This window comes from Bradyrhizobium sp. USDA 3311, assembly GCF_054062495.1.
This window is the reverse complement of record NZ_JBSSFI010000001.1, coordinates 232,694-250,656: the sequence shown is the minus strand read 5'-3', so window position 1 is coordinate 250,656 and position 17,963 is coordinate 232,694. Positions and strand designations below refer to the sequence as shown.

13 protein-coding genes and 4 pseudogenes are annotated in these 17,963 nt (G+C 59.2%); 8 read left to right on the top strand and 9 right to left on the bottom strand.

Annotated features, from left to right (window positions below; translation table 11 throughout):
* The first annotated feature begins 27 nt into the window (after window positions 1-27).
* Genes ACVWW6_RS01215 through ACVWW6_RS01205 form a run of 3 tightly spaced genes read left to right on the top strand, consistent with a single transcriptional unit; the run spans window position 28 to window position 3,037 of the window.
* Window positions 28-1,041, top strand: coding sequence for a tyrosine-type recombinase/integrase (locus ACVWW6_RS01215; RefSeq protein ID WP_246740240.1), 1,014 nt, complete (start codon window positions 28-30; stop codon window positions 1,039-1,041).
* Window positions 1,038-2,015 carry a tyrosine-type recombinase/integrase gene (locus ACVWW6_RS01210; RefSeq protein WP_161532257.1) on the top strand — a complete coding sequence of 326 codons (978 nt, stop codon included), beginning with the start codon at window positions 1,038-1,040 and terminating at the stop codon, window positions 2,013-2,015. Before ACVWW6_RS01215 ends, ACVWW6_RS01210 begins: the two co-directional genes overlap by 4 nt.
* On the top strand, window positions 2,012-3,037 hold the full coding sequence (locus ACVWW6_RS01205) for a tyrosine-type recombinase/integrase (protein ID WP_161532258.1): 1,026 nt from the start codon (window positions 2,012-2,014) through the stop codon (window positions 3,035-3,037). The genes ACVWW6_RS01210 and ACVWW6_RS01205 overlap by 4 nt, the downstream gene beginning before the upstream one ends.
* Window positions 3,038-3,133: 96 nt before the next feature.
* Here ACVWW6_RS01205 and ACVWW6_RS01200 read toward each other — a convergent pair.
* Together ACVWW6_RS01200 and istA are read right to left on the bottom strand one after the other, a co-directional pair.
* Window positions 3,134-3,634: pseudogene (locus ACVWW6_RS01200) on the bottom strand (ATP-binding protein); the annotation flags it as partial.
* Between the two features lie 11 nt (window positions 3,635-3,645).
* Window positions 3,646-5,178, bottom strand: coding sequence for an IS21 family transposase (gene istA / locus ACVWW6_RS01195; protein WP_083780767.1), 1,533 nt, complete (start codon window positions 5,176-5,178; stop codon window positions 3,646-3,648).
* A 151-nt stretch (window positions 5,179-5,329) separates the two neighbouring features.
* Between istA and ACVWW6_RS01190 the strand changes: the two genes are divergently transcribed.
* Both ACVWW6_RS01190 and ACVWW6_RS01185 read left to right on the top strand, forming a co-directional pair.
* Entirely contained in the window at window positions 5,330-5,671 is a 342-nt protein-coding gene (locus ACVWW6_RS01190; RefSeq protein WP_456679961.1) for a hypothetical protein, read from the top strand.
* Between the two features lie 125 nt (window positions 5,672-5,796).
* Window positions 5,797-6,926, top strand: a protein-coding gene (locus ACVWW6_RS01185; protein WP_456679960.1) for an IS3-like element ISRj2 family transposase whose coding sequence is annotated in 2 segments (ribosomal slippage) — window positions 5,797-6,049 and window positions 6,049-6,926 — 1,131 coding nt in all. Because the reading frame shifts where the segments join, the coding sequence is not laid out codon by codon here.
* 216 nt (window positions 6,927-7,142) lie between these two features.
* Here ACVWW6_RS01185 and ACVWW6_RS01180 read toward each other — a convergent pair.
* From ACVWW6_RS01180 to ACVWW6_RS01165, 4 genes and pseudogenes are all read right to left on the bottom strand, one after another.
* Window positions 7,143-7,712 carry a hypothetical protein gene (locus tag ACVWW6_RS01180; RefSeq protein ID WP_456683255.1) on the bottom strand — a complete coding sequence of 190 codons (570 nt, stop codon included), beginning with the start codon at window positions 7,710-7,712 and terminating at the stop codon, window positions 7,143-7,145.
* A 73-nt stretch (window positions 7,713-7,785) separates the two neighbouring features.
* Window positions 7,786-8,100 (bottom strand): annotated as a pseudogene (locus tag ACVWW6_RS01175) (AlbA family DNA-binding domain-containing protein); the annotation flags it as partial.
* Window positions 8,101-8,111: 11 nt separating this feature from the next.
* A complete protein-coding gene (locus ACVWW6_RS01170; RefSeq protein ID WP_456679959.1) occupies window positions 8,112-9,341 on the bottom strand; it encodes a hypothetical protein in 1,230 nt (409 codons plus the stop codon).
* Window positions 9,342-9,520: 179 nt separating this feature from the next.
* Window positions 9,521-9,820, bottom strand: coding sequence for a hypothetical protein (locus tag ACVWW6_RS01165; protein WP_456679958.1), 300 nt, complete (start codon window positions 9,818-9,820; stop codon window positions 9,521-9,523).
* A 1,068-nt stretch (window positions 9,821-10,888) separates the two neighbouring features.
* On the opposite strand from ACVWW6_RS01165, the pseudogene ACVWW6_RS01160 reads away from it, so the two are divergent.
* Window positions 10,889-11,146, top strand: a pseudogene (locus ACVWW6_RS01160) (transposase); the annotation flags it as partial.
* Window positions 11,147-11,148: 2 nt separating this feature from the next.
* On the opposite strand, the gene ACVWW6_RS01155 reads toward ACVWW6_RS01160, so the two are convergent.
* On the bottom strand, window positions 11,149-12,531 hold the full coding sequence (locus tag ACVWW6_RS01155; protein WP_161533276.1) for an IS110 family RNA-guided transposase: 1,383 nt from the start codon (window positions 12,529-12,531) through the stop codon (window positions 11,149-11,151).
* Window positions 12,532-12,758: 227 nt separating this feature from the next.
* Here ACVWW6_RS01155 and ACVWW6_RS01150 point away from each other — a divergent pair.
* Together ACVWW6_RS01150 and ACVWW6_RS01145 are read left to right on the top strand one after the other, a co-directional pair.
* Window positions 12,759-13,634 (top strand): annotated as a pseudogene (locus ACVWW6_RS01150) (IS3 family transposase); the annotation flags it as partial.
* 903 nt (window positions 13,635-14,537) lie between these two features.
* Window positions 14,538-15,422, top strand: coding sequence for a TauD/TfdA dioxygenase family protein (locus ACVWW6_RS01145; RefSeq protein ID WP_456679957.1), 885 nt, complete (start codon window positions 14,538-14,540; stop codon window positions 15,420-15,422).
* 152 nt (window positions 15,423-15,574) lie between these two features.
* Here ACVWW6_RS01145 and ACVWW6_RS01140 read toward each other — a convergent pair whose 3' ends face one another.
* Together ACVWW6_RS01140 and ACVWW6_RS01135 are read right to left on the bottom strand one after the other, a co-directional pair.
* Window positions 15,575-16,540, bottom strand: a complete 966-nt coding sequence (locus ACVWW6_RS01140) for an IS481 family transposase (protein ID WP_456679956.1) — start codon at window positions 16,538-16,540, stop codon at window positions 15,575-15,577.
* 561 nt (window positions 16,541-17,101) lie between these two features.
* Window positions 17,102-17,383, bottom strand: a complete 282-nt coding sequence (locus ACVWW6_RS01135) for a helix-turn-helix transcriptional regulator (protein ID WP_456679955.1) — start codon at window positions 17,381-17,383, stop codon at window positions 17,102-17,104.
* Window positions 17,384-17,963 lie beyond the last annotated feature (580 nt).

The following is a 17,963-nucleotide window of genomic DNA, read 5'->3' as shown; positions in this document are numbered from 1 at the left end:
TGCGATACCGGCGTTTCGGGAGGGTTCTTGTCGCAAGCATTTGCCCCCGCATCATTGCAAGGCACCCGACGCGCCGTTGAACGTTTTCTCATCGCGAGACGGCTGTTCGTCAAAGAACCAATACCCGAGCCGTTCTCAGCGCTTCTTGATCGCTACAGATGGCATCTATCGGAGGTGCGTGGCCTTACCAGCGCGACCGTGGAACAGCACATCGCAACAGTGAAGTGCTTGCTCGCGCACGCTTTGCCAGCTGGCGCCCCGCTGCATGCGTTGTCAGCTGCCACAGTCGAACGGTTCGTAATGACCAATGCGCGGCGCATTAAGCGACAAACCCTACAGCACGTTGTCGCTCGCCTCCGCGCCTTTCTTAGGTTTTGCTTCGACCAGGGCGAGATCCGGCAACGGCTCGACGCAATTGACGCGCCGCGCGCCTACCGAGGTGAACGACCGCCTCGAGCTCTGGCTTGGCCGCTTGTAAAGCGGCTGCTGCGCTCCATCGACCGATCGGAGCGGCTTGGCTGGCGAGACTACGCGATCCTCCATTTGATGGCGCATTACGGCCTGCGGCCCTCCGAGATCATCGCACTGACGCCTGGCTCCATCGATTGGGATAGCCGGACGCTCCGCGTCAAGCAGTGTAAGACCAGATCAGATCTGGCGCTTCCTCTAGCCGAACAAACCATACGCATCCTCAGGCGCTATCTGCGCCGCGGCCGGCCCGGCGGGGCGCACCGCGAACTTTTCCTCCGCGCAAGCACCCCGGTAGGTCCCCTCACGCACTACGCCATAGGCGATCTCTACCAGAAGCGCGCACGTCAGAGCGGTCTGCCGCTGCAGGATACATCCTCCTACTGCCTGCGCCATTCGTTTGCGATGCGTCTGCTCGATCGTGGTGTCGGCATCAAGGTGATCGGTGATCTGCTCGGCCATCGAACTCTGGAGAGCACCTGTGTCTATCTCCGGCTGCAGACCGGGGCCCTACGAGAGGTCGCGCTTCCTCTGCCAACGGCGACCATCGGCATCGAGGAGGACGCAGCATGAGCGCGACCTTATCGGCGAGCGCGTTCAACCAAGCGGTTGACCGTTATTTGCAGAGGCAACGTTCACTCGGGCGCGGCTATGTTCATGAGGAGCGCGTAATCGACGCTCTGCGTCTATTTCTGGAGAAGAACACCTGTACTGACCTCGATCAAGCGCTCTTCGAGGGATGGTGCGTGTCTCAAGGTCATCTTTCTGCAAACACGCGGCGCAATCGCCAGCGTATCGTGCGCAACTTTTGTCTCTATCGTCAGCGTACCGAGCCAAGTTGTTTCGTTCCGGATATCAATCGCTTCCCACGTCGGAGCCCCCATGCACCGCCGATCATCTTTGGGGCGGCCGAAGTCGCCAGGATGTTGGCCATAGCCGATCGTTTGGCTCCGACGTCAAGTTCGCCGCTGCGGCCAGCGGTGATGCGACTTGCCGTGGTCCTGCTCTACACCGCGGGGCTCCGTAGGGGCGAACTGCTGCGTCTCACCTTGGCCGACGTCAATGCCCGCTATGGCATTTTGCACATTCGTGCGTCGAAGTTCCACAAGTCGCGGATCGTCCCGTTGTCGCCGGATGCCTGTCGGGAGCTGAGGTTGTACCTCAGGAAGCGGTTTCGATCACCTTTGAGCCATTCGGCGGATTCACCCTTACTTTGCAATACCAAGGGGTGCGTGCGCGGCTACACAGGTACCGGACTGCGGGAAGGAGTCCAAACGCTATTCCAAATTGCCAACGTTCGAGGCCCCGACGGGCGAATCCCGCGGGTGCATGACTTTCGTCATAGCTTTGCCGTTGGGTCGCTGTTGCGATGGTACCAGCAAGGGGCGGATGTCCAATCCAATCTGCCAAAGCTTGCGATGTACATGGGGCACGTCTCAATTGTTTCGACTGCCTATTACCTCCGTTGGATTCCACAACTTTCTGCTGCGGCCAGCGATCGGCTCGAGAGGCATTTCGGCCACCTCATCACAGGAGGTGCCGCATGAGATCCCAAAGACCTAACGAGCTCGGCAAGAGCATCGAGCGCTTCTTCCGAGAGTATCTGCCGACGCTCCGGGGCACCAGCCGACACACCATACGCAACTACCGGGATGCACTCGTTCTGTTCCTGCGCTTTACTTCGTCGCAAACGGCCAAGGCTATCGAGGATCTCGATCTTGTCGATTTCACGGCGAAGCAGGTGCAGGACTTCCTGGCGTTTCTGGAGGCTGAGCGTCACAATGGAGTAGCCACTCGCAATGCGCGGCTTGCGGCGCTGCATACGTTCTCTCGCTTTCTGGCAACCGAACAGCCCGCCTATCTCGCCGAACTGCAGCGCGTGCTAGGCGTACCGTTCAAACGCGGCGCGCGGAGCAAGCCGATCGAATACCTTGAGCCGCAGGAAGTCGAAGCGTTGCTCAAATCGATCGACCGGTCCACAGAACGGGGCAAGCGCGACTATGCATTGTTCGCACTGATGCTCAACACTGGAGCCCGTGTTCAGGAGATCCTCGATCTGCGGCCGTGCGACATCCGCACTGATCCTCCTCATCAAATCCGGCTGCGCGGCAAGGGCGACAAAACGCGATTGTGTCCAATTTGGCCGCAAACCGCACGACTTCTGCAAGAACTGTCGAACAGTGCTGCTCATTCGGGAGGCCGCGACGCTCCGCTGTTCGTGAACCGCCAGGGCAACAAGTTGACCCGCTTTGGCGTTCGTTACCTGCTCAAGAAGCACATCACGGCCGGAGCCAACGCAACCCGCACGCTGCAGCAGAAGCGGATTCATCCCCATTCCTTGCGGCATACGACCGCCATCTTTCTCCTGAAGGCGGGAGTCGACTTCGCGACCATCAGCCAATGGCTTGGGCATTCGTCGCTGAACACAACCATGATCTATGCAAGGGCGGACATCGATCTAAAACGCCAAGCGCTTATGCAGGTGTTCCCCGAGATCCTCGCACCGCCTCGCGCCGGGCACGTCTCTTCTGCGGCGATCAACATTGTTGATTGGCTGAAGAGGCTATGACCTACAGGGTAAATTATGTGGAGTTGGGGGCTGTCAAAAACCGGACCAGCGCCGACTGTCAACCCTCAACTCCACATCACTGCGCGCTGCACATAAATCGAGGATCAGCAGATCGACACGGCCAAGGCCGCGCAACAGGCGTGGGTGACGACCGTCGCCGCGCGCGAGAGCGAGGTCATCGAACAGCCGCGGGACGCGCTGATAGAGCACGGAGCGGTTGTCGCGACAGGCCTTGTGGCCGAGCGCCGAGGCGAGCCAACTCTTGCCGACGCCTGCCGGGCCGCAGATCAGGAGATTGACGTGGTCGTCGATCCAACGGCCCTCGACAAGCTTGGCGAACAGCGGGCGGTCGAGACCGCGTGGGGTGCGGTAGTCGATGTCCTCGACGCATGCCTGCTGGCGCAGCTTGGCGTAGCGCAGGCGAGTGGCGAGCCGTTTGTCGTGCCGCAGCGAGGCTTCACGTTCGAGCAGCAGAGCAAGCCATTCGGCGTGACCGAGGCTGCCAGCCTCACCGGCGGCTTCGATGTCGGCGAAGGCCTTGGCCATGCCGTGGAGGCCGAGGGCGTTGAGGCGGTCGAGGGTCGGATGGGTCAGCAAGGGACGGTCTCCTAATTGTAGTAGCGCGGTCCGCGGATGTTGGCATGCAGGATCGGCGCATCGTCCGCGGAGCGCTGGTGAGCGGGACGCCGATCGAGATTGTTGGCGAGGATCGACTTGACCGAGCCATAGGTGCGCGCGCCGATGTCGATCGCCCGCGCAGCCGCCGCGTCCAGCCGTTCGCGCCCATAGGAGGCGGCGAGCCTGAGGATGCCGAGGCAGGCGCGGAAGCCTTGTTCGGGGTGCGAGCGCTCGTCGAGAATGAGGTCGCACAATGCGCTGGTTGCCGGCCCGATCGCGGCCGCGTCCTGGCGGATACGCCCGATAGTCCAGCCGGCGTAGCGCCGATGGCTGGAGGCCATGTGCTCCGGCACGGTGGTGTGCTTGTGATTGCCACTCATGCGCTGATGCGCGGCAATCCGCTCGCCCTTGTGGAAGATCTCGACGGTGCGGGCGGTGAACCGCACCTCGACCTCGGCACGCGCGAAGCGATGCGGAACGCTGTAATAATGCTTCTCCACCTCGACGTGGTAGTCGAGGCTGACGCGGCGGATCCGCCACTCGGCGAGCACGTAGGGGCTCGCCGGCAACGGCTTGAGCGCCGGCCGGTCGATCTCCTCGAGCAGCCGGCGGCGCGTCACGCCGAGCCGCCGGATCGGCCGCTCCTCGTTGAGCCTGGTGAGCAACTCGCCGATCGCTGCGTTGACCTCCGCGAGGCTGTAGAAGACGCGGTGGCGCAGGCGGCCGAGCAGCCAGCGCTCGATGATGAGGACGGCCTGCTCGACCTTGGCCTTGTCGCGCGGCTTGCGAGGTCGCGCCGGCAAGACGGCCGTGCCGTAATGCGCGGCCATCTCCGCATAGGTGCGATTGATCTGCGGGTCGTAGAGGCTCGCCTTGATGACTGCGACCTTGGTGTTGTCAGGCACCAAGAGCGCCGGGACGCCGCCGATCGCCGCGAAGGCGCCAACATGGGCGCTGATCCAGTCGGCGAGCCCCTGCGTCCACGTCGCTTGCGCGTAGGTGAAGCTCGAGGCGCCGAGCACGGCGACGAAGATCTGCGCCGTCCTCCGCTCGCCGGTGAGGCGGTCGACCACCACAGGCACGCCGTCGCCCGCGTAGTCGACGAACAGCTTGTCGCCCGCCGCGTGCGCCTGGCGCATCGTCACCGACAGGCGTCCCTCCCAGGCGCGGTAAAGCTCGCAGAAGCGCGAGTACCGGTATCCGCCGGGCTCGGCGCCGATGTACTCCTCCCACAGGATCGACAGCGTCACGTGCTTGCGCTTGAGCTCGCGGTGCACCGCCGCCCAGTCGGGCTCGGCTATGCGGCGATGACCCTGCCGGTTACCGTTGCCGGTCTTGGCGAACAGGCGGGCCTCCAGGGCCGCGTCCGTGAGTTCGTCGGGCAACGGCCAGCTCAGGCCCGCGGCCTCGAACCGCCGGATGGTCAGCCGCACTGTCGAGGGCGCCGCGCCCATCCGCCGGGCAATCTCGCGGCTCGGCAGCCCAGCCGCCTTCATCCTGATCACATCGCGCACGCGGCGCATCGCAAGCCTCTCCGTCGGCATCCAGGGTCCCCCTTCGCAAAACTGAAAGGTTGACCCTATGGGAGCCAGAAGAGGTCTCGTCACCCGGGCGACATCATCCCGGAATGGTGGGCGACATCATCTCGGAACGGGTGGGCGACTTCAAATCGGAATGGTGGGCGAGATCATCTCGGAATCCTGGGCGACATCGATCGGAATCCGCATCCTGGTCCCACTTATGGGCAATCTTGTTTCGATGGCCGCGCAATTTATCGAGCGTCAACAAGACATCCGAATGGACCATGTCGAAAGCAAACGCGAACTGAATTCGTGTGAAGAGGCTCGATATTGGACCAAACTGCCCAAGCATGCTGCTCTTTCCGCCTGGGATATCATTGGGCAGAAACAGCTTGAACATTCGTTCCAGTTCGTCGTCGGCAAACGCGCAAGCGATTACGGGGACGAACCGAATGTCCTCTCGTACAATCTGGCTCATAGCTCGCTGCAAATCTGAGATATCTAGTGGGATTGCGTCGATACCAGTGGCGAACAGAGCTGGCCCCGCAAATTCGGACAGTAGCTTGAGTGGATTTTCTGCCTGACAGCGGCGAGGATTCTTGCTGCGAATCAGGAGCGAAGATGACGAAGAAGAGCCGCCGGACGCATTCTCCGGCATTCAAGGCGAAGGTTGCTTTGGCTGCGGTCAAAGGCGACAAGACCCTGGCGGAGCTGGCGCAACTGTTTGATGTTCATCCGAACCAGATCACGATCTGGAAAAACCAGCTCCTGGAAGGCGCCGCCGGCGTGTTTGGGCATGACAAGACATCGGCCGAGACGCCGGTCGATTTGAAGGCGTTACATGCCAAGATCGGCGAGCTGGCGTTGGAAAACGATTTTTTGTCCGGCGCGCTCACCAAGGCGGGCCTGCTGAGCGCAAAGCGATGATCGACCGCGGTCATGATCTTTCTATCGTGCGCCAGGCGAAGGTCCTGAAGCTGGCTCGCAGCACGGTCTACTATGAACCTCGGCCAGTTTCGGCCGAGGACCTTGCCTTGATGCGTCGGCTCGATGAGCTGCATCTTGATTATCCCTTCGCGGGAGCGCGTATGCTGCGATCGTTGCTGCGGCGGGAGGGGGTATACGCCGGTCGCCGCCACATCGCGACGCTGATGAAGCGCATGGGGATCGAGGCGGTCTATCGTCGCCCGAACACGAGCAAGCCGGCTCCGGGTCACAAGATCTACCCGTACCTGTTGCGCGGATTGAAGATCGACCGGCCCGACCATGCGTGGGCAATGGACATCACCTACATTCCGATGCGGCGTGGCTTCGTCTATCTCGCGGCGGTCGTCGATGTGTTCAGCCGACGGGTCCTGGCCCATCGCGTCTCGATCACAATGGAGGCGGCCTTCTGCGTCGAAGCGGTCCAGGAGGCGTTGGCGAAGCACGGCAGGCCCGAGATTTTCAACACGGATCAGGGCAGCCAGTTCACCAGCCTCGAGTTCACCGATGTGCTGCTGGACGCGAAGATCGCCATCAGCATGGACGGCAAGGGCGCCTGGCGCGACAACGTGTTTGTCGAGCGGCTCTGGCGCACGGTCAAATACGAAGAAGTTTATCTCCGCGCCTACGACAGCGTGTCCGAGGCGCGAGCGTCAATTGCCAAGTATCTGGCCTTCTACAATCAGGGACGCCCTCACTCGAGCCTTGACGGGCGCACGCCCGACGAGGCTTACTTCGGCACGCAAGCTATGGTGATGGCCGCATGACCGTCGCCGACGATTTTGTCGTCGCTCTGGTCGGGCTACGCCCTCCCGACGCAACGACAAAATCGTAAAGCCCCGCGTTCAGCATAACCCGGCAGGAATCCACTTAAATCCAGCGGGGCGCTGTCCAAACAACCGGGGCCAGCTCTAACTGCTCTTGCCGCTCTTTCTCGTAGGCTCGAAGAGCCCTCATGTAAGGTGTATTCTCGTCTTCGGACATCAGATGGTCCGTACGAGAAGAGGAGAAGTGGGCGGGATTAGCTCAAGCGTGGCCCCTTTGACCATGATCCCCCAGTCCTCGTGCTTAGAGACGCCCTGGGCCATGATCTTTGTTTGGAGATAGATGTAGTTGCTGCCGAGAAGTGAGGAAGGAAGCTGAAGCGAGATTTGCGCCTTGTGAGAATCAGCAACACCTTCTTCGAAAATCGGCAGATGAGGTGGCGCCGAGATGGTCCGGCGGTAGATACGGAGTTTAGGCGCTGGCGCTTGGTCGATCTCTCCCACCTGAATAAACGGGTCAATAGCGAACGGATCGACGAGGTCGTTGTCGATGAGAACTTCAACGATCGCAAAGGTCGCGGGGGTGGGTGAGTTGTTGATGACGGTGCAGTCCAGAAAAAATGTCTGCGAAAGCTCTTGGTGAGACGCGTACTGGACGGTGAGCCTGTTTCCTTGCGGGAACGAGAGAACGACATGCAAGTCCGGCGTTGTGGCGCGGCGCATGATGTCTCGGATTCCGTAGTCGTGCATCGGCACTGACTGGAAATTGAACCGCTTGTAACTTCCCATCGGGAGCCTGATGGGGCCCGATCTGCGACTGTTGGACGGTTATCACGTAGCGGAACTTGCCGGTCTCCATGTCAACCCGGTCTATTCGAACGCCATCCATGCGCGGCTGGACCTTCGAGTTCAGGATCTGCTCAATCCATTCCTTCGTGATTTTGGGGTCAGCAACACCATCATCGACCTTTGATGGTTTGCTGGTGGCTTTTTCTTCCTCGACGCCGTAAATGAGTTGCCCAGAGTTTGCCAAGGAACTGACATCCTTGCACAGCTCTTCGGGATTCTTGCCGTCGCGAGATAGCGAAGGCGAGGCTTTGTAGTCGAGCGTAAGGCTCTCTTCCAATCCTTCGTCGACCAGGCGCTGAAGGTCGGTTTTGCGTTTGAGGTCAAGCATGCTCTGGCCTGTTAAGTCGGCTGCGGGATGTTGAAAACCATTACGGTTAATTGCAACTCGCGGTTATGGTCGATCGGCATTCCGAACAAATACCGAAATGAGGTCTCGCTCCGTTTCGGCAACGCGCGCTTCAGGTGAGGATGTTTTGGAATGGCCTCCTGGATGGTCTGGAGGATGCCTGAGAAGTTGCGGTTCCTGTTGAAAATGATGACTGCTGCCTTGGTGTCTCGCCAGCTCAGATATCCAAGCAATTGATCGATGGTCTCCAGAAACGCCTTCTCGCCGCCCCAGAACTTGCATTCGGCGATGAAGATGTTCCGATCTTTGTCCCGGATGAGGATGTCAGTCTTGCCGGCGAAATTGAACGTCTCGCCAGTAGCCTGTCCTTCGAAGTGCCCGTTGAGCTGCACCAAGAAGTGCTGCCGAAGGCTTTCTTCGCCCATGGTCGTGAAGGCTGTGGGGCTCCGTTCCATAACAGTCGCCATGGAGTCGATGATGCCAAGGATAGCCTCGTAATTGGTTTGGTCGAGGACAGGCTCAGGATTAAAAGGAGCGGTCGTCGCAGGCGGCGTGGTGATGACCTTGCGCCGTGTCACTGGCGCCACATAGGTCTTTGGCGTGTCTGGCCTGGCGCGAATAGGGAAGGAGAGGCCAGCGACCATCTGACGGGCTTCCAGTAGCTTCTTCTTGCGCGCCTCAATCTCGGGTCTCAACCGATTTGGCAGGCTATTGCGATGCGCGTCCGCCATTGCCCGCTGGGCGTTGAGGTAATCCTCGATTTCTTGGATGCGGGCTTTGAACTGTTTATCAACAGCAGCCGGTTCGAGGTTTTCGCCCTTCATGGCAAGGACGAGATTGTTGTAGTGGAGATTACCGCGTAACGCGCCACCCCATCGACCCGGATTGACGTAGAACATTCCTGCTTCACCCTCGAAAGGGATGATGAGGGCCAACAGAGTGCCCCTCAGGCGAGCCTCGCGACCATAATCGGGGAGGCGGATTTCCACTTCATGGGGCCCGTCGATGTATGCTTGATCCGCCCGGAGTGTGGGGACCGGGATCGTGTGCTTTGCGACGAGGTCGGCAATAATGTCGTCCGTCGGGGCGTTGAGGAAAGCGTCGGCATTCATACTCTGGACAGCAGCAAGCGACTCACGCACGCGAGCATCGACGTGATTGGATAGGTCCTGGTTGTAAAACAGAGGGACCGGGTCGCCCAAGCTCAGTACATGTACCTTCACGCCCACCTCCAAAGAGGAATCGGTCGATGATTCCTCAAACAACCCTCCGATTGCAATCGAAGTGACTATCTTCTGGTGAGTTGTACGCATAATGCACTGTGACCAAACAAATCTCGACGCGGGCGGGATAGGGAAGAGCCGAACGCAGTAGGCCGCCCTCGAATGAAGCTCGAAGACCTTCACCCAGATTGGCGGGACATCATGCACGCCTTGTACAACGGGGGTGCATCACATGCTGAGGTCAGGATGGCTTTAGCCAGCCACCCACGCGGTACGACAGGAACGTCCAACACTGTGAAAATTGCGCGATAGTTCTGAAACAGTTGCCCTTTGGTCGTTTTCCAAACAGCAACAAGATCAGCTGTTGCTGGCAAGCCGGAAAACCCTGGGGCTGCCAGTCCCTTGAACTGTACAGATCGGCTGCTTGCAGGTGTTGGATACCATTTAAAGATGAAGAAGGGAGGTACGATCGCTCGCATGGGCGGTGATCCATTCGCGCGGGCTGCGGGGTGGGTAGTGGCCGGCCCAGCGACTATAGGAGCGGGCAGGCATGCGGCGGCGTCCATATGGGACGGCACAGGTAGGCACAGGCAGAGGGTCTTTCAACGGGACCGCTAGCAGGCTTAACGGCTGATGGGGCCGTTCGATGGGCAAACTAGTTACGGACGGAATTTGGGGATGGGGTATCGAGATCATATGAGACAGGAACAAGCCAAAGGGCCGACTGGCCCCAACATCGCCGCGCTCATGTCGCGCCCCGCCGGAGGCTGAGGCGTGAAGATGCTGCCCTCTACTGCGGCCTATCGCCCTCGACGTTCGATCGCTGGGTCGAAGAGGGCGCCATGCCTCAGCCGATCAGGTGCAGCGGCGTAGTGGTATGGGACATGCAGAAAATCGATCGCGCCTTTGAAGTGCTATCAGGGGACGCAGAAGACGCTAATCCGTGGCGGGGGGTGTCGCTAACGCGTCAATAGCCTGTCGAGCTAGTAGCTTCTGCTCAGCCGCTTTGGTGTAGCGCTCCAATTCCTTCAGGCTCTCATGTCCGGTGATCGACGCGATCACTTTGAGTGAGCAGCCCAATTCGGCTACCCTCGGAACCTCGCTGATAACAGGTGAGCAGCGCACCGAGGGCGCTGATGCGTTCAACTCAGCTGGTCTACCAGCAAGAGCAGCGATGGCCCTGAAAGACCGACGCGGTATTGAGCTGCCTCGTCCAACGCTCGTCGAGCCGCGTCCGGCAAAGTTCACGCGAGAACTCATGGGAGGGTAATCATTTACGTGCTTTACAATCGTAGAGGTGAGTAATGGAGCGCGATCATGAGGAAGATAAATCCGGACTTATGATCTGAAATCCGGTGTGGCGTTCAGTGTCGTGTCGCTCGTGACGCAAAAATAGCAAGCCCGAACTTGCGGCTTGCAGTTTGAGAGCGCAAAGACCCTTGTTGTCTCAGGGGAGCGATATTAGAGCCGGCTCCACAAATTTGGACAGGACGATAAGTGGAATTTCTGCCTGACAGCGGCGATAATCGCCGTGAACAGGAGAAACCATGAGCAGACGACCGCGCCGGAACCACTCACCGGCCTTCAAGGCGAAGGTGGCGCTGGCCGCCGTCAAGGGCGATCGCACGATAGCCCAGTTGGCGGAGCATTTCGACGTTCATCCCAATCAGATTACGGCCTGGAAATCCCAGCTTGAGGGCGGCGCCTCCGATATTTTCGGACCGGGAGGCGGGACACCGGCCACGCCCGCGGTCGATGTGAAGTCGCTGCACGCCAAGATCGGAGAGCTGACGCTGGAGAACGATTCCTAAGAAACAGCATCGCCGACGTTCGGCTCCAAGGGCTGGAGAACGAAGCCGAATGCCTTGGCACGCCGATGCAAATTGTTGACCACTCGCGTCCGGTAGCGCGTCTCGTAGGACGAGGCCCCGGGATCGACATAGTCCATTCCGTATCGCACAGCATTGTAGAACAGAACTGCGATCTTGCGGGCCGTGGCGGTCACTGCCTTGGCCTTACCGATGCGCGATGAAAGTCGCCTGTAAAAGGCGCCGAGCGCAGTATTGGTGCGTCCGACGGTGACGGCAGCAAGGCGCAGAAGCGCCGCCGCCCGGCCGCCGGATCGGCGCGTTCGGGACGAGAGCCTTTTGCCGCCGGAGACCTTGTTGCTCGGCGCCAGTCCTAGCCAGGAGGTAAAATGCTTTGCACTTGGCCACGAGGAGAGGTCGTCACCGCATTCAGCGATCAGCTTCAGCGAGAGGTAAGGACCGAGGCCGTCGATCGTGGTGATGTCTTTTCCCAGCAACGCGAATAGCGCCTCGCGGACGTCGAAAGCTAGAGCGTTCGCCTGATCGGTTCGATTCCGACGCAGCGAGGCCGGCGGTGCTGGTCCATGACCACGACCGCGATGGTTGCTCAGTTCCTTCAACACGGCTTCGATCCGGGCGTCGCAGGCAGATGCCTTCTCGTGGTAGGTGTCGTAAAGCGCAAGTGCCTGCTCGAGCGCAAACAGATGCTCGGCGCGGTAGCTCCCGGTGAGCGCCTTCGCAATCGTCTCGGCACTGGAGTGGCAACTGTAATGGCGCAAGCACGCCAGCGCCTCGGGATCGCGCTCGCCGGCAAGGATCGCGCGTATGATACGCAGGCCGGTCGCGCCGGTGATGTCGGCGACGACGTGGTGGAGCTGAAGATTCATCTCCGTCAAGGCCTTCTGCATATGCTGGATGTGTGAGGCCGCGTACTCCAGCAGACGCTCGCGCTGACGCACGTAGGCTCGCAGCTCGGCAATCTGCCCTTTGGGCTGAAAGCTGGCCCGCAGCAACCCGAATGAATGGAGCCGCTGCAGCCATTGCGCATCGCTGACATCGGTCTTACGCCCCGGCACGTGCTTGGCATCCCGCGCGTTGACAAGAAACACCGTAAATCCCCGGGCATCGAGAAGCTCGAAAATTGGAATCCAGTAGACGCTGGTCGATTCCATGACGACGGTCTCGACGCCGCATTCCGTAAACCAGTCGACCAGCCGATGCAGATCGGCCGTGAAGGTACCGAAACTGTGGACTGGCTCCGGTGCGCGATCTGCCCTAACGGCCGCCATATGCATGGTGGCGCCAACGTCGATGGCAGCCGCGTTCGGGTGCACCATCGGCATCTTACCGCCGTCCTTCGACTTCGATCTTTTGGGATTCATCTGTAGTTCCTCCTGACTCCGGCGGAAGGGCTGGGCTGCGCAATTCATTCAAATTCCTAAACGGGATCGCCGAGATGGCGTCACCACTCTCAAGTGCGCAACAGCCCATGGACCAGGTTTTTTGACGGGGTCACGTGCCACCAAAATCGTATCGGCCGCTCCCTTCCGGCCGCAGTCTAGCGGTTGCCCGTTTCTATCCCACAGGGGGCGCGCAGCGTCGCGCATAGTTTTTTAGAAGGCGCGCTCACCAAGGCGGGATGGCTGAGCGCAAAGCGATGATCGATTGTGAACACGATCTACCGATCACCAAGCAAGCAGAGATTTTGAAGGTCAGCCGCAGCAGCGTGTACTATCTGCCGCGTCCAGTCTCTTCAGCCGACCTCGAGATCATGCAGTGTCTCGATCGGCTGCATCTGGAGTATCCCTTCGCCGGTTCGCGTATGTTGCGAGGCCTGCTGGCTTTGCAGGGGTGCAAGATCGGCCGCCGGCATGTGAAGACGCTCATGCGGCGGATGGGGATAGAGGCGCTCTATCGCCGCCCGCGCACCACCAAGCCCGCGCCCAGTCACAAGATCTATCCGTATCTGCTGCGCGGCATCGAGATCACGCGGCCGAACCAGGTCTGGGCCATGGACATCACCTACATTCCAATGGCGCACGGCTTCGTTTATCTCGCCGTGGTGCTGGACTGGGCGACACGCCGTGTTCTGTCGTGGCGGCTGTCGATCACGATGGAGGCGGCCTTCTGCGTCGGGACGTTGGAGGATGCTCTCGCTCGTCATGGCAGGCCGGAAATCTTCAACACCGACCAGGGTTCGCAGTTCACGGGCGCGGCGTTCACCAGTCTGCTTGCCAGCTACGGCATCGCCATCAGCATGGATGGCAAGGGGGCATGGCGGGACAACGTGTTCGTCGAACGGCTGTGGCGCAGCGTCAAATACGAGGAGGTCTATCTGCGAGCCTATGAAAACGTCAGCGAGGCCCGTAACTCGATCGGCCGGTATCTCGACTTCTACAATCGCCGTCGCCCACATTCGAGCCTTGACGACCGCACCCCGGATCAAGCCTACTTCGATCTTCCTCCGCTCCGCGCGGCGGCCTAACCCCGGCAGACGCTCCACTTATCGACGCGGAAGTTTTGTTCAGACAACCGGGACCAGTTCAATTCCTGGCCGGTCGGCGCTCTGTTTCTATTGTGTGTACTCAACTGCCAGTAAGCCAAAATGGCATGCACTCCGTAAGGACAATCGTCTCCGGGTAGAAAGAAAGACACGGCATCACGGGGGCGCCTGCATTCGTGCCGAGTGCAAATTTCGAAAATCGAGGGATTAAGTCCGTTGTTAAGCTGCATCAGAAGTTGCAGCCTTCTTATTTTGCGCTCCTCCCGCTAGTCCCGGGCATGAGAGCAAGTGATCAGCTGATGAAATGAGCTGGCATTAAACAACTCCAAGTCGCAAAAATATGATTATGATCCCGTTGAAGTAGTTTTCATGATAGTATACATCTTGAGGTGGATGTATTTTCGAGGCGGTGGGTCCTATCCGCTTCGCGAGTGCATGCCGCGAACCAGTTCTAATCTTCATCGTGCGCATGAGGCCTTGCGGGGTGAATGAGGTACGACGCAGTCGTTGTTCGAGGATTTTCCAAGCATGAGTTCTGGGACGAGGCGAACGTTGCGCGAGCTCAAAAAGAAAGCTGGTTTCGTTTCATGGACTGGACATGGATTGCGCCTATGATCTGCACTGTTGATCAGGCTGCAAAACGATCTGGTGGCCTCATATGCGAGTGTCCTTCGATGAGAACGGCACTAGCCGTGTCGACACGCTGAGGGAGTCGGATTCTAAGATGCTGGCGGTGTTTACCAGAATTCAGCCGCCTAATTGAGCCACGCGGTGACCCACGCTCAGACAATTCGGGTGTGTAACATCAAGATTGTTTTGCCGGGTTTGTCGCCAGACGCGACCACCACTGAGCTTGTTTAGACATCCAGAGAACGAGGCGCCGTCATGAGTGAAACAATGGCTGTTGAAAATGCCATTCCGCGAGCAGACATCGTCAAGCACGCGGACCGGCTTGGTGCCGAAATCAAGAACATTGCGCTGTCGGACGATTTGCCTGACGATGTCATCGTCGCGTTCAACCGGCTTCTACTAGAGCATAAGGTCATCTTCTTCCGTGATCAGGGACATCTCGACGATGCACAGCAGCAGCGTTTTGTGCTCCGGCTCGGCTCGCTGATACCGAATCCCATAATGGCGGACACAATGGGCGGTTTAACGATCCGGCAGGAGCTGTCTGATCGCGCCTGCAGTCATCTCAACCAGATCATCGATGAGCGGGTCCCCACAGCCATTTCGGTGCTGCGGCTCGCAGCGGTCCCGCCTTTTGGCGGCGACACTGCTTGGTCGAGCAGGGCGGCCGCTTATCTTGATCTTCCCGATCCCCTGCGGATGCTCGCAGATAACCTCTGGGCTGTGAGCTTCGTCGCATCTGATCTCACTGCGACAGAGAGGGCCACCGAAGCCAACAAGCGGCCTTGGTGGGGCGTATCCACTGGAACGATCTACGAAACGACACATCCCATTGTTCGTGTTCATCCCGAGACCGGCGAACGCATGCTTTCGCTCGGTCGTTCCGTGAACAACTTCGTCGGCCTGCAGCGCTATCCCAGCCAAAGACTGTTTGAACGGCTGCAATCCTATCTCATTGCGCCCCAGAACACCCTGTGCTGGAACTGGAAATCGGGCGACGTCGTAATCTGGGACAATCGCGCGACTGAGCCGTACCCTGTCAGCAAACCCAGCAGCCCTCACTGGATGGACCAGCTTGCGATTGACCCCCGCGTGCCGCACGAGAAGAGGCCAAAATCAAGGACGGCAAAGGCGGCCTGACATTGTTGGCACCTCCAGGATCACGTCAACGCCTGGAGATCCAAGACTAAGTTGCGGCCCTGCAATGTCGAGCGGAGCGGCCGGTCTTATGCGCGAGGACCGGCTAACGGGCGCAGCTGCCACCTGCTGGGCTTCTTCCGGGCCCAACAGCATTAGGTGTTTAGTCCCGGCATTTGCTGGAGCGGATTAAGTTTGAATCGTTCTGGCTGGGAAGTCCAGCATTTGCAGATGTATTCGTAGGGCGTGAGGCCCTTCAGGGTCTTCAGCCGTCGAGCGTAGTTGTAGGCGTTAATGAAGTCGGCGAGGTGTGCTTCGAGCTGATCGTGTCGATCGTAATGGTAGCGTTGGACGGTCGCTTCCTTGATCGTGCGGTTCATGCGCTCGACCTGGCCATTGGTCCAGGGATGCTTGATCTTGGTCAGCCGATGTTCGATGCCATTCTCTTGGCAGCGGATATCGAACATATGTGTCGTATATCTTGCCGTCGGGCCGTCCGCGTAGCGCGGCGGGAAAGTGAACTGGATCCCATTGTCGGTGAGAACCGTGTGGATCTTGTAGGGGACAGCCGCGATCAGGGCTTCGAGGAAGGCCGAGGCGGAGGTCCTTCCCGTCTTCCTGACCAGTTGCACGAAGGCGAACTTGCTGGTGCGATCGATGGCGACGTAGAGGTAGAGCTTGCCTTCAGCGGTCTGCAGCTCGGCGATGTCGATGTGGAAGTAGCCGATCGGGTAAGCCTTGAACTTTTTCTTCGCAGGCTTGCTGCCTTCGACCTCCGGCAATCGGCTGATGCCGTGGCGCTGGAGACAGCGATGCAGGGATGATCGCGTCAGATGCGGGATGGTCGGTTGGAGCGCATAGAGGCAATCGTCGAGCGGCAATAGCGTATGCCGCCGGAAAGCGACGATGATCGCCTCCTCCTCGATGGAAAGCACTGTCGACTTGGCGTCCCTGGGGCCTGTCGGGATATCGGCGACAGTCTCGCGCTCCTTCCACTTCGCGACAGTCTTCTGGTTGATCCCGTAGCGCTTGGCGAGCGCCCTCAGGCTCTCTTGACTATTTTGTATTGCACGACGGACTGCCTCCGTCGTGGTGGCGCAGCCGTGTAAAACTTGTCCCATAGCGCATCCTTCGAATCGTGCGATAAGAATGCACCATCAAAGCCTGGGACTAAACACCTAATCTTCAGGCATCGTCTTTGCTTGCCGGTCAAACCGATGACGCTGCATTTTTGATGATCTGATGCATCCGTTCGGCGAGCAGCATCCCCTTCATCCTATCGGGATAGTCAGGCCCGGCGATCTCACATCCAATTCAGAGCATATTCGCCACCATCTCGCGACGCGTCGGATGGCCTTGATTCACAGCGCCCCGCGTCGGCTGAAAGTATCCCGCTAGCGATCGTGCCTGCGTCTTACGTGCCGCATAAACAAGCCGTCAGTCGAGCCTTTCCAGCAGCCCCTAAATTGCGCCACTGCATGGGCGCCACACCTTTCAAGCGACCGTCGGTAGGTTTACGGCGAGCGGCGCAAGTTCATTTCGAAGATGCCCGGCATTACGACGGGCCGCTCCGAGGGACCGCTAAGCGGAACCCTGCCCGGGCCACATCGGCGCGAGGAGGAGATCGGAAGCCCCGGCTGTAGATTCCTGAAGCACATGGGCCGCTCCGGCTCGATTGGTGACTACGTTTTGTTTCGGCCAAGCCGTGCCGGCTTCCGCCCTCTGGACATCGGCTTGGGCGGCATTGCACCTTTAGCCGGCGGTGTGAATAATTCGAACAAGTGAACACCCAAAGTCTTGGCGATGCGTTCCAGGAGATCAATAGTCGGATTCTCTTTCTTCTGCTCAATGCGCCCCATGTAAGAGCGGTCGACCCCGGCATCATAGGCCAATTGGTCTTGCGGAATGCCGCGCTCAACGCGGATCCGGCGCACATTCCAGGCCACAAGCGCACGAGCGTTCATGCGCAGACGCAGCCATTCCGACGATTATGAAACCACTGGTTATAGCCAGAGTATTAAGATAAGCTCGCACCAGCTTTGGCTGTCCTCCCCAATTGCTTCGAGAAATCAGGCAACGTGAGATGCAGGCGCAGCTAACGCGTGCCCGTCTTCTCGCTGACCATCGGCAATAGCTTGCCATTAGCGGCAGAGAAGAAATAGCGCTCAAAGGTACCTGCGGCGTTTTCCGGGATCGCGATTATATGGGACGAATGTTCAACTGTGGGGCGAAATGGAAACGAATATTCTCCAGTAGGCCGGTCCTGGTTGTTGCCTTTCACGAGTGCGACCGGGCCCGTCACCACGGACCACCACGCCTTCCGCCAGGAACAGCAAGGACAACCCAGTTACGTGCATCTGCAATCGCTTGCAGTATGGACTGCGATGAAAAAGAGAAAGCGCAGGATGGAGCCACCCGATCAATGTAAGCCGATATGCGATTGCCATCTCAGCGCGAAAAGGAGGTCGGCGTGCGACCATTGGACGGGTACCAAAACGACCTCAGATTAATTATCGTTGCTCTGATTTCGGTAGAGTTTTCAGC

Bases quoted from the DNA above. Each gene is read 5' to 3' on its own strand.
- ACVWW6_RS01180 (WP_456683255.1), bottom strand. From the start codon at position 7,712: ATGGGAAGTTACAAGCGGTTCAATTTCCAGTCAGTGCCGATGCACGAC.
- ACVWW6_RS01190 (WP_456679961.1), top strand. From the start codon at position 5,330: ATGGTGGGCGAGATCATCTCGGAATCCTGGGCGACATCGATCGGAATC.
- ACVWW6_RS01135 (WP_456679955.1), bottom strand. From the start codon at position 17,383: ATGAACGCTCGTGCGCTTGTGGCCTGGAATGTGCGCCGGATCCGCGTT.
- ACVWW6_RS01165 (WP_456679958.1), bottom strand. From the start codon at position 9,820: ATGCGAGCGATCGTACCTCCCTTCTTCATCTTTAAATGGTATCCAACA.
- ACVWW6_RS01210 (WP_161532257.1), top strand. From the start codon at position 1,038: ATGAGCGCGACCTTATCGGCGAGCGCGTTCAACCAAGCGGTTGACCGT.
- ACVWW6_RS01155 (WP_161533276.1), bottom strand. From the start codon at position 12,531: ATGAATCCCAAAAGATCGAAGTCGAAGGACGGCGGTAAGATGCCGATG.
- ACVWW6_RS01205 (WP_161532258.1), top strand. From the start codon at position 2,012: ATGAGATCCCAAAGACCTAACGAGCTCGGCAAGAGCATCGAGCGCTTC.
- ACVWW6_RS01140 (WP_456679956.1), bottom strand. From the start codon at position 16,540: ATGGGACAAGTTTTACACGGCTGCGCCACCACGACGGAGGCAGTCCGT.
- istA (WP_083780767.1), bottom strand. From the start codon at position 5,178: ATGCGCCGCGTGCGCGATGTGATCAGGATGAAGGCGGCTGGGCTGCCG.
- ACVWW6_RS01145 (WP_456679957.1), top strand. From the start codon at position 14,538: ATGAGTGAAACAATGGCTGTTGAAAATGCCATTCCGCGAGCAGACATC.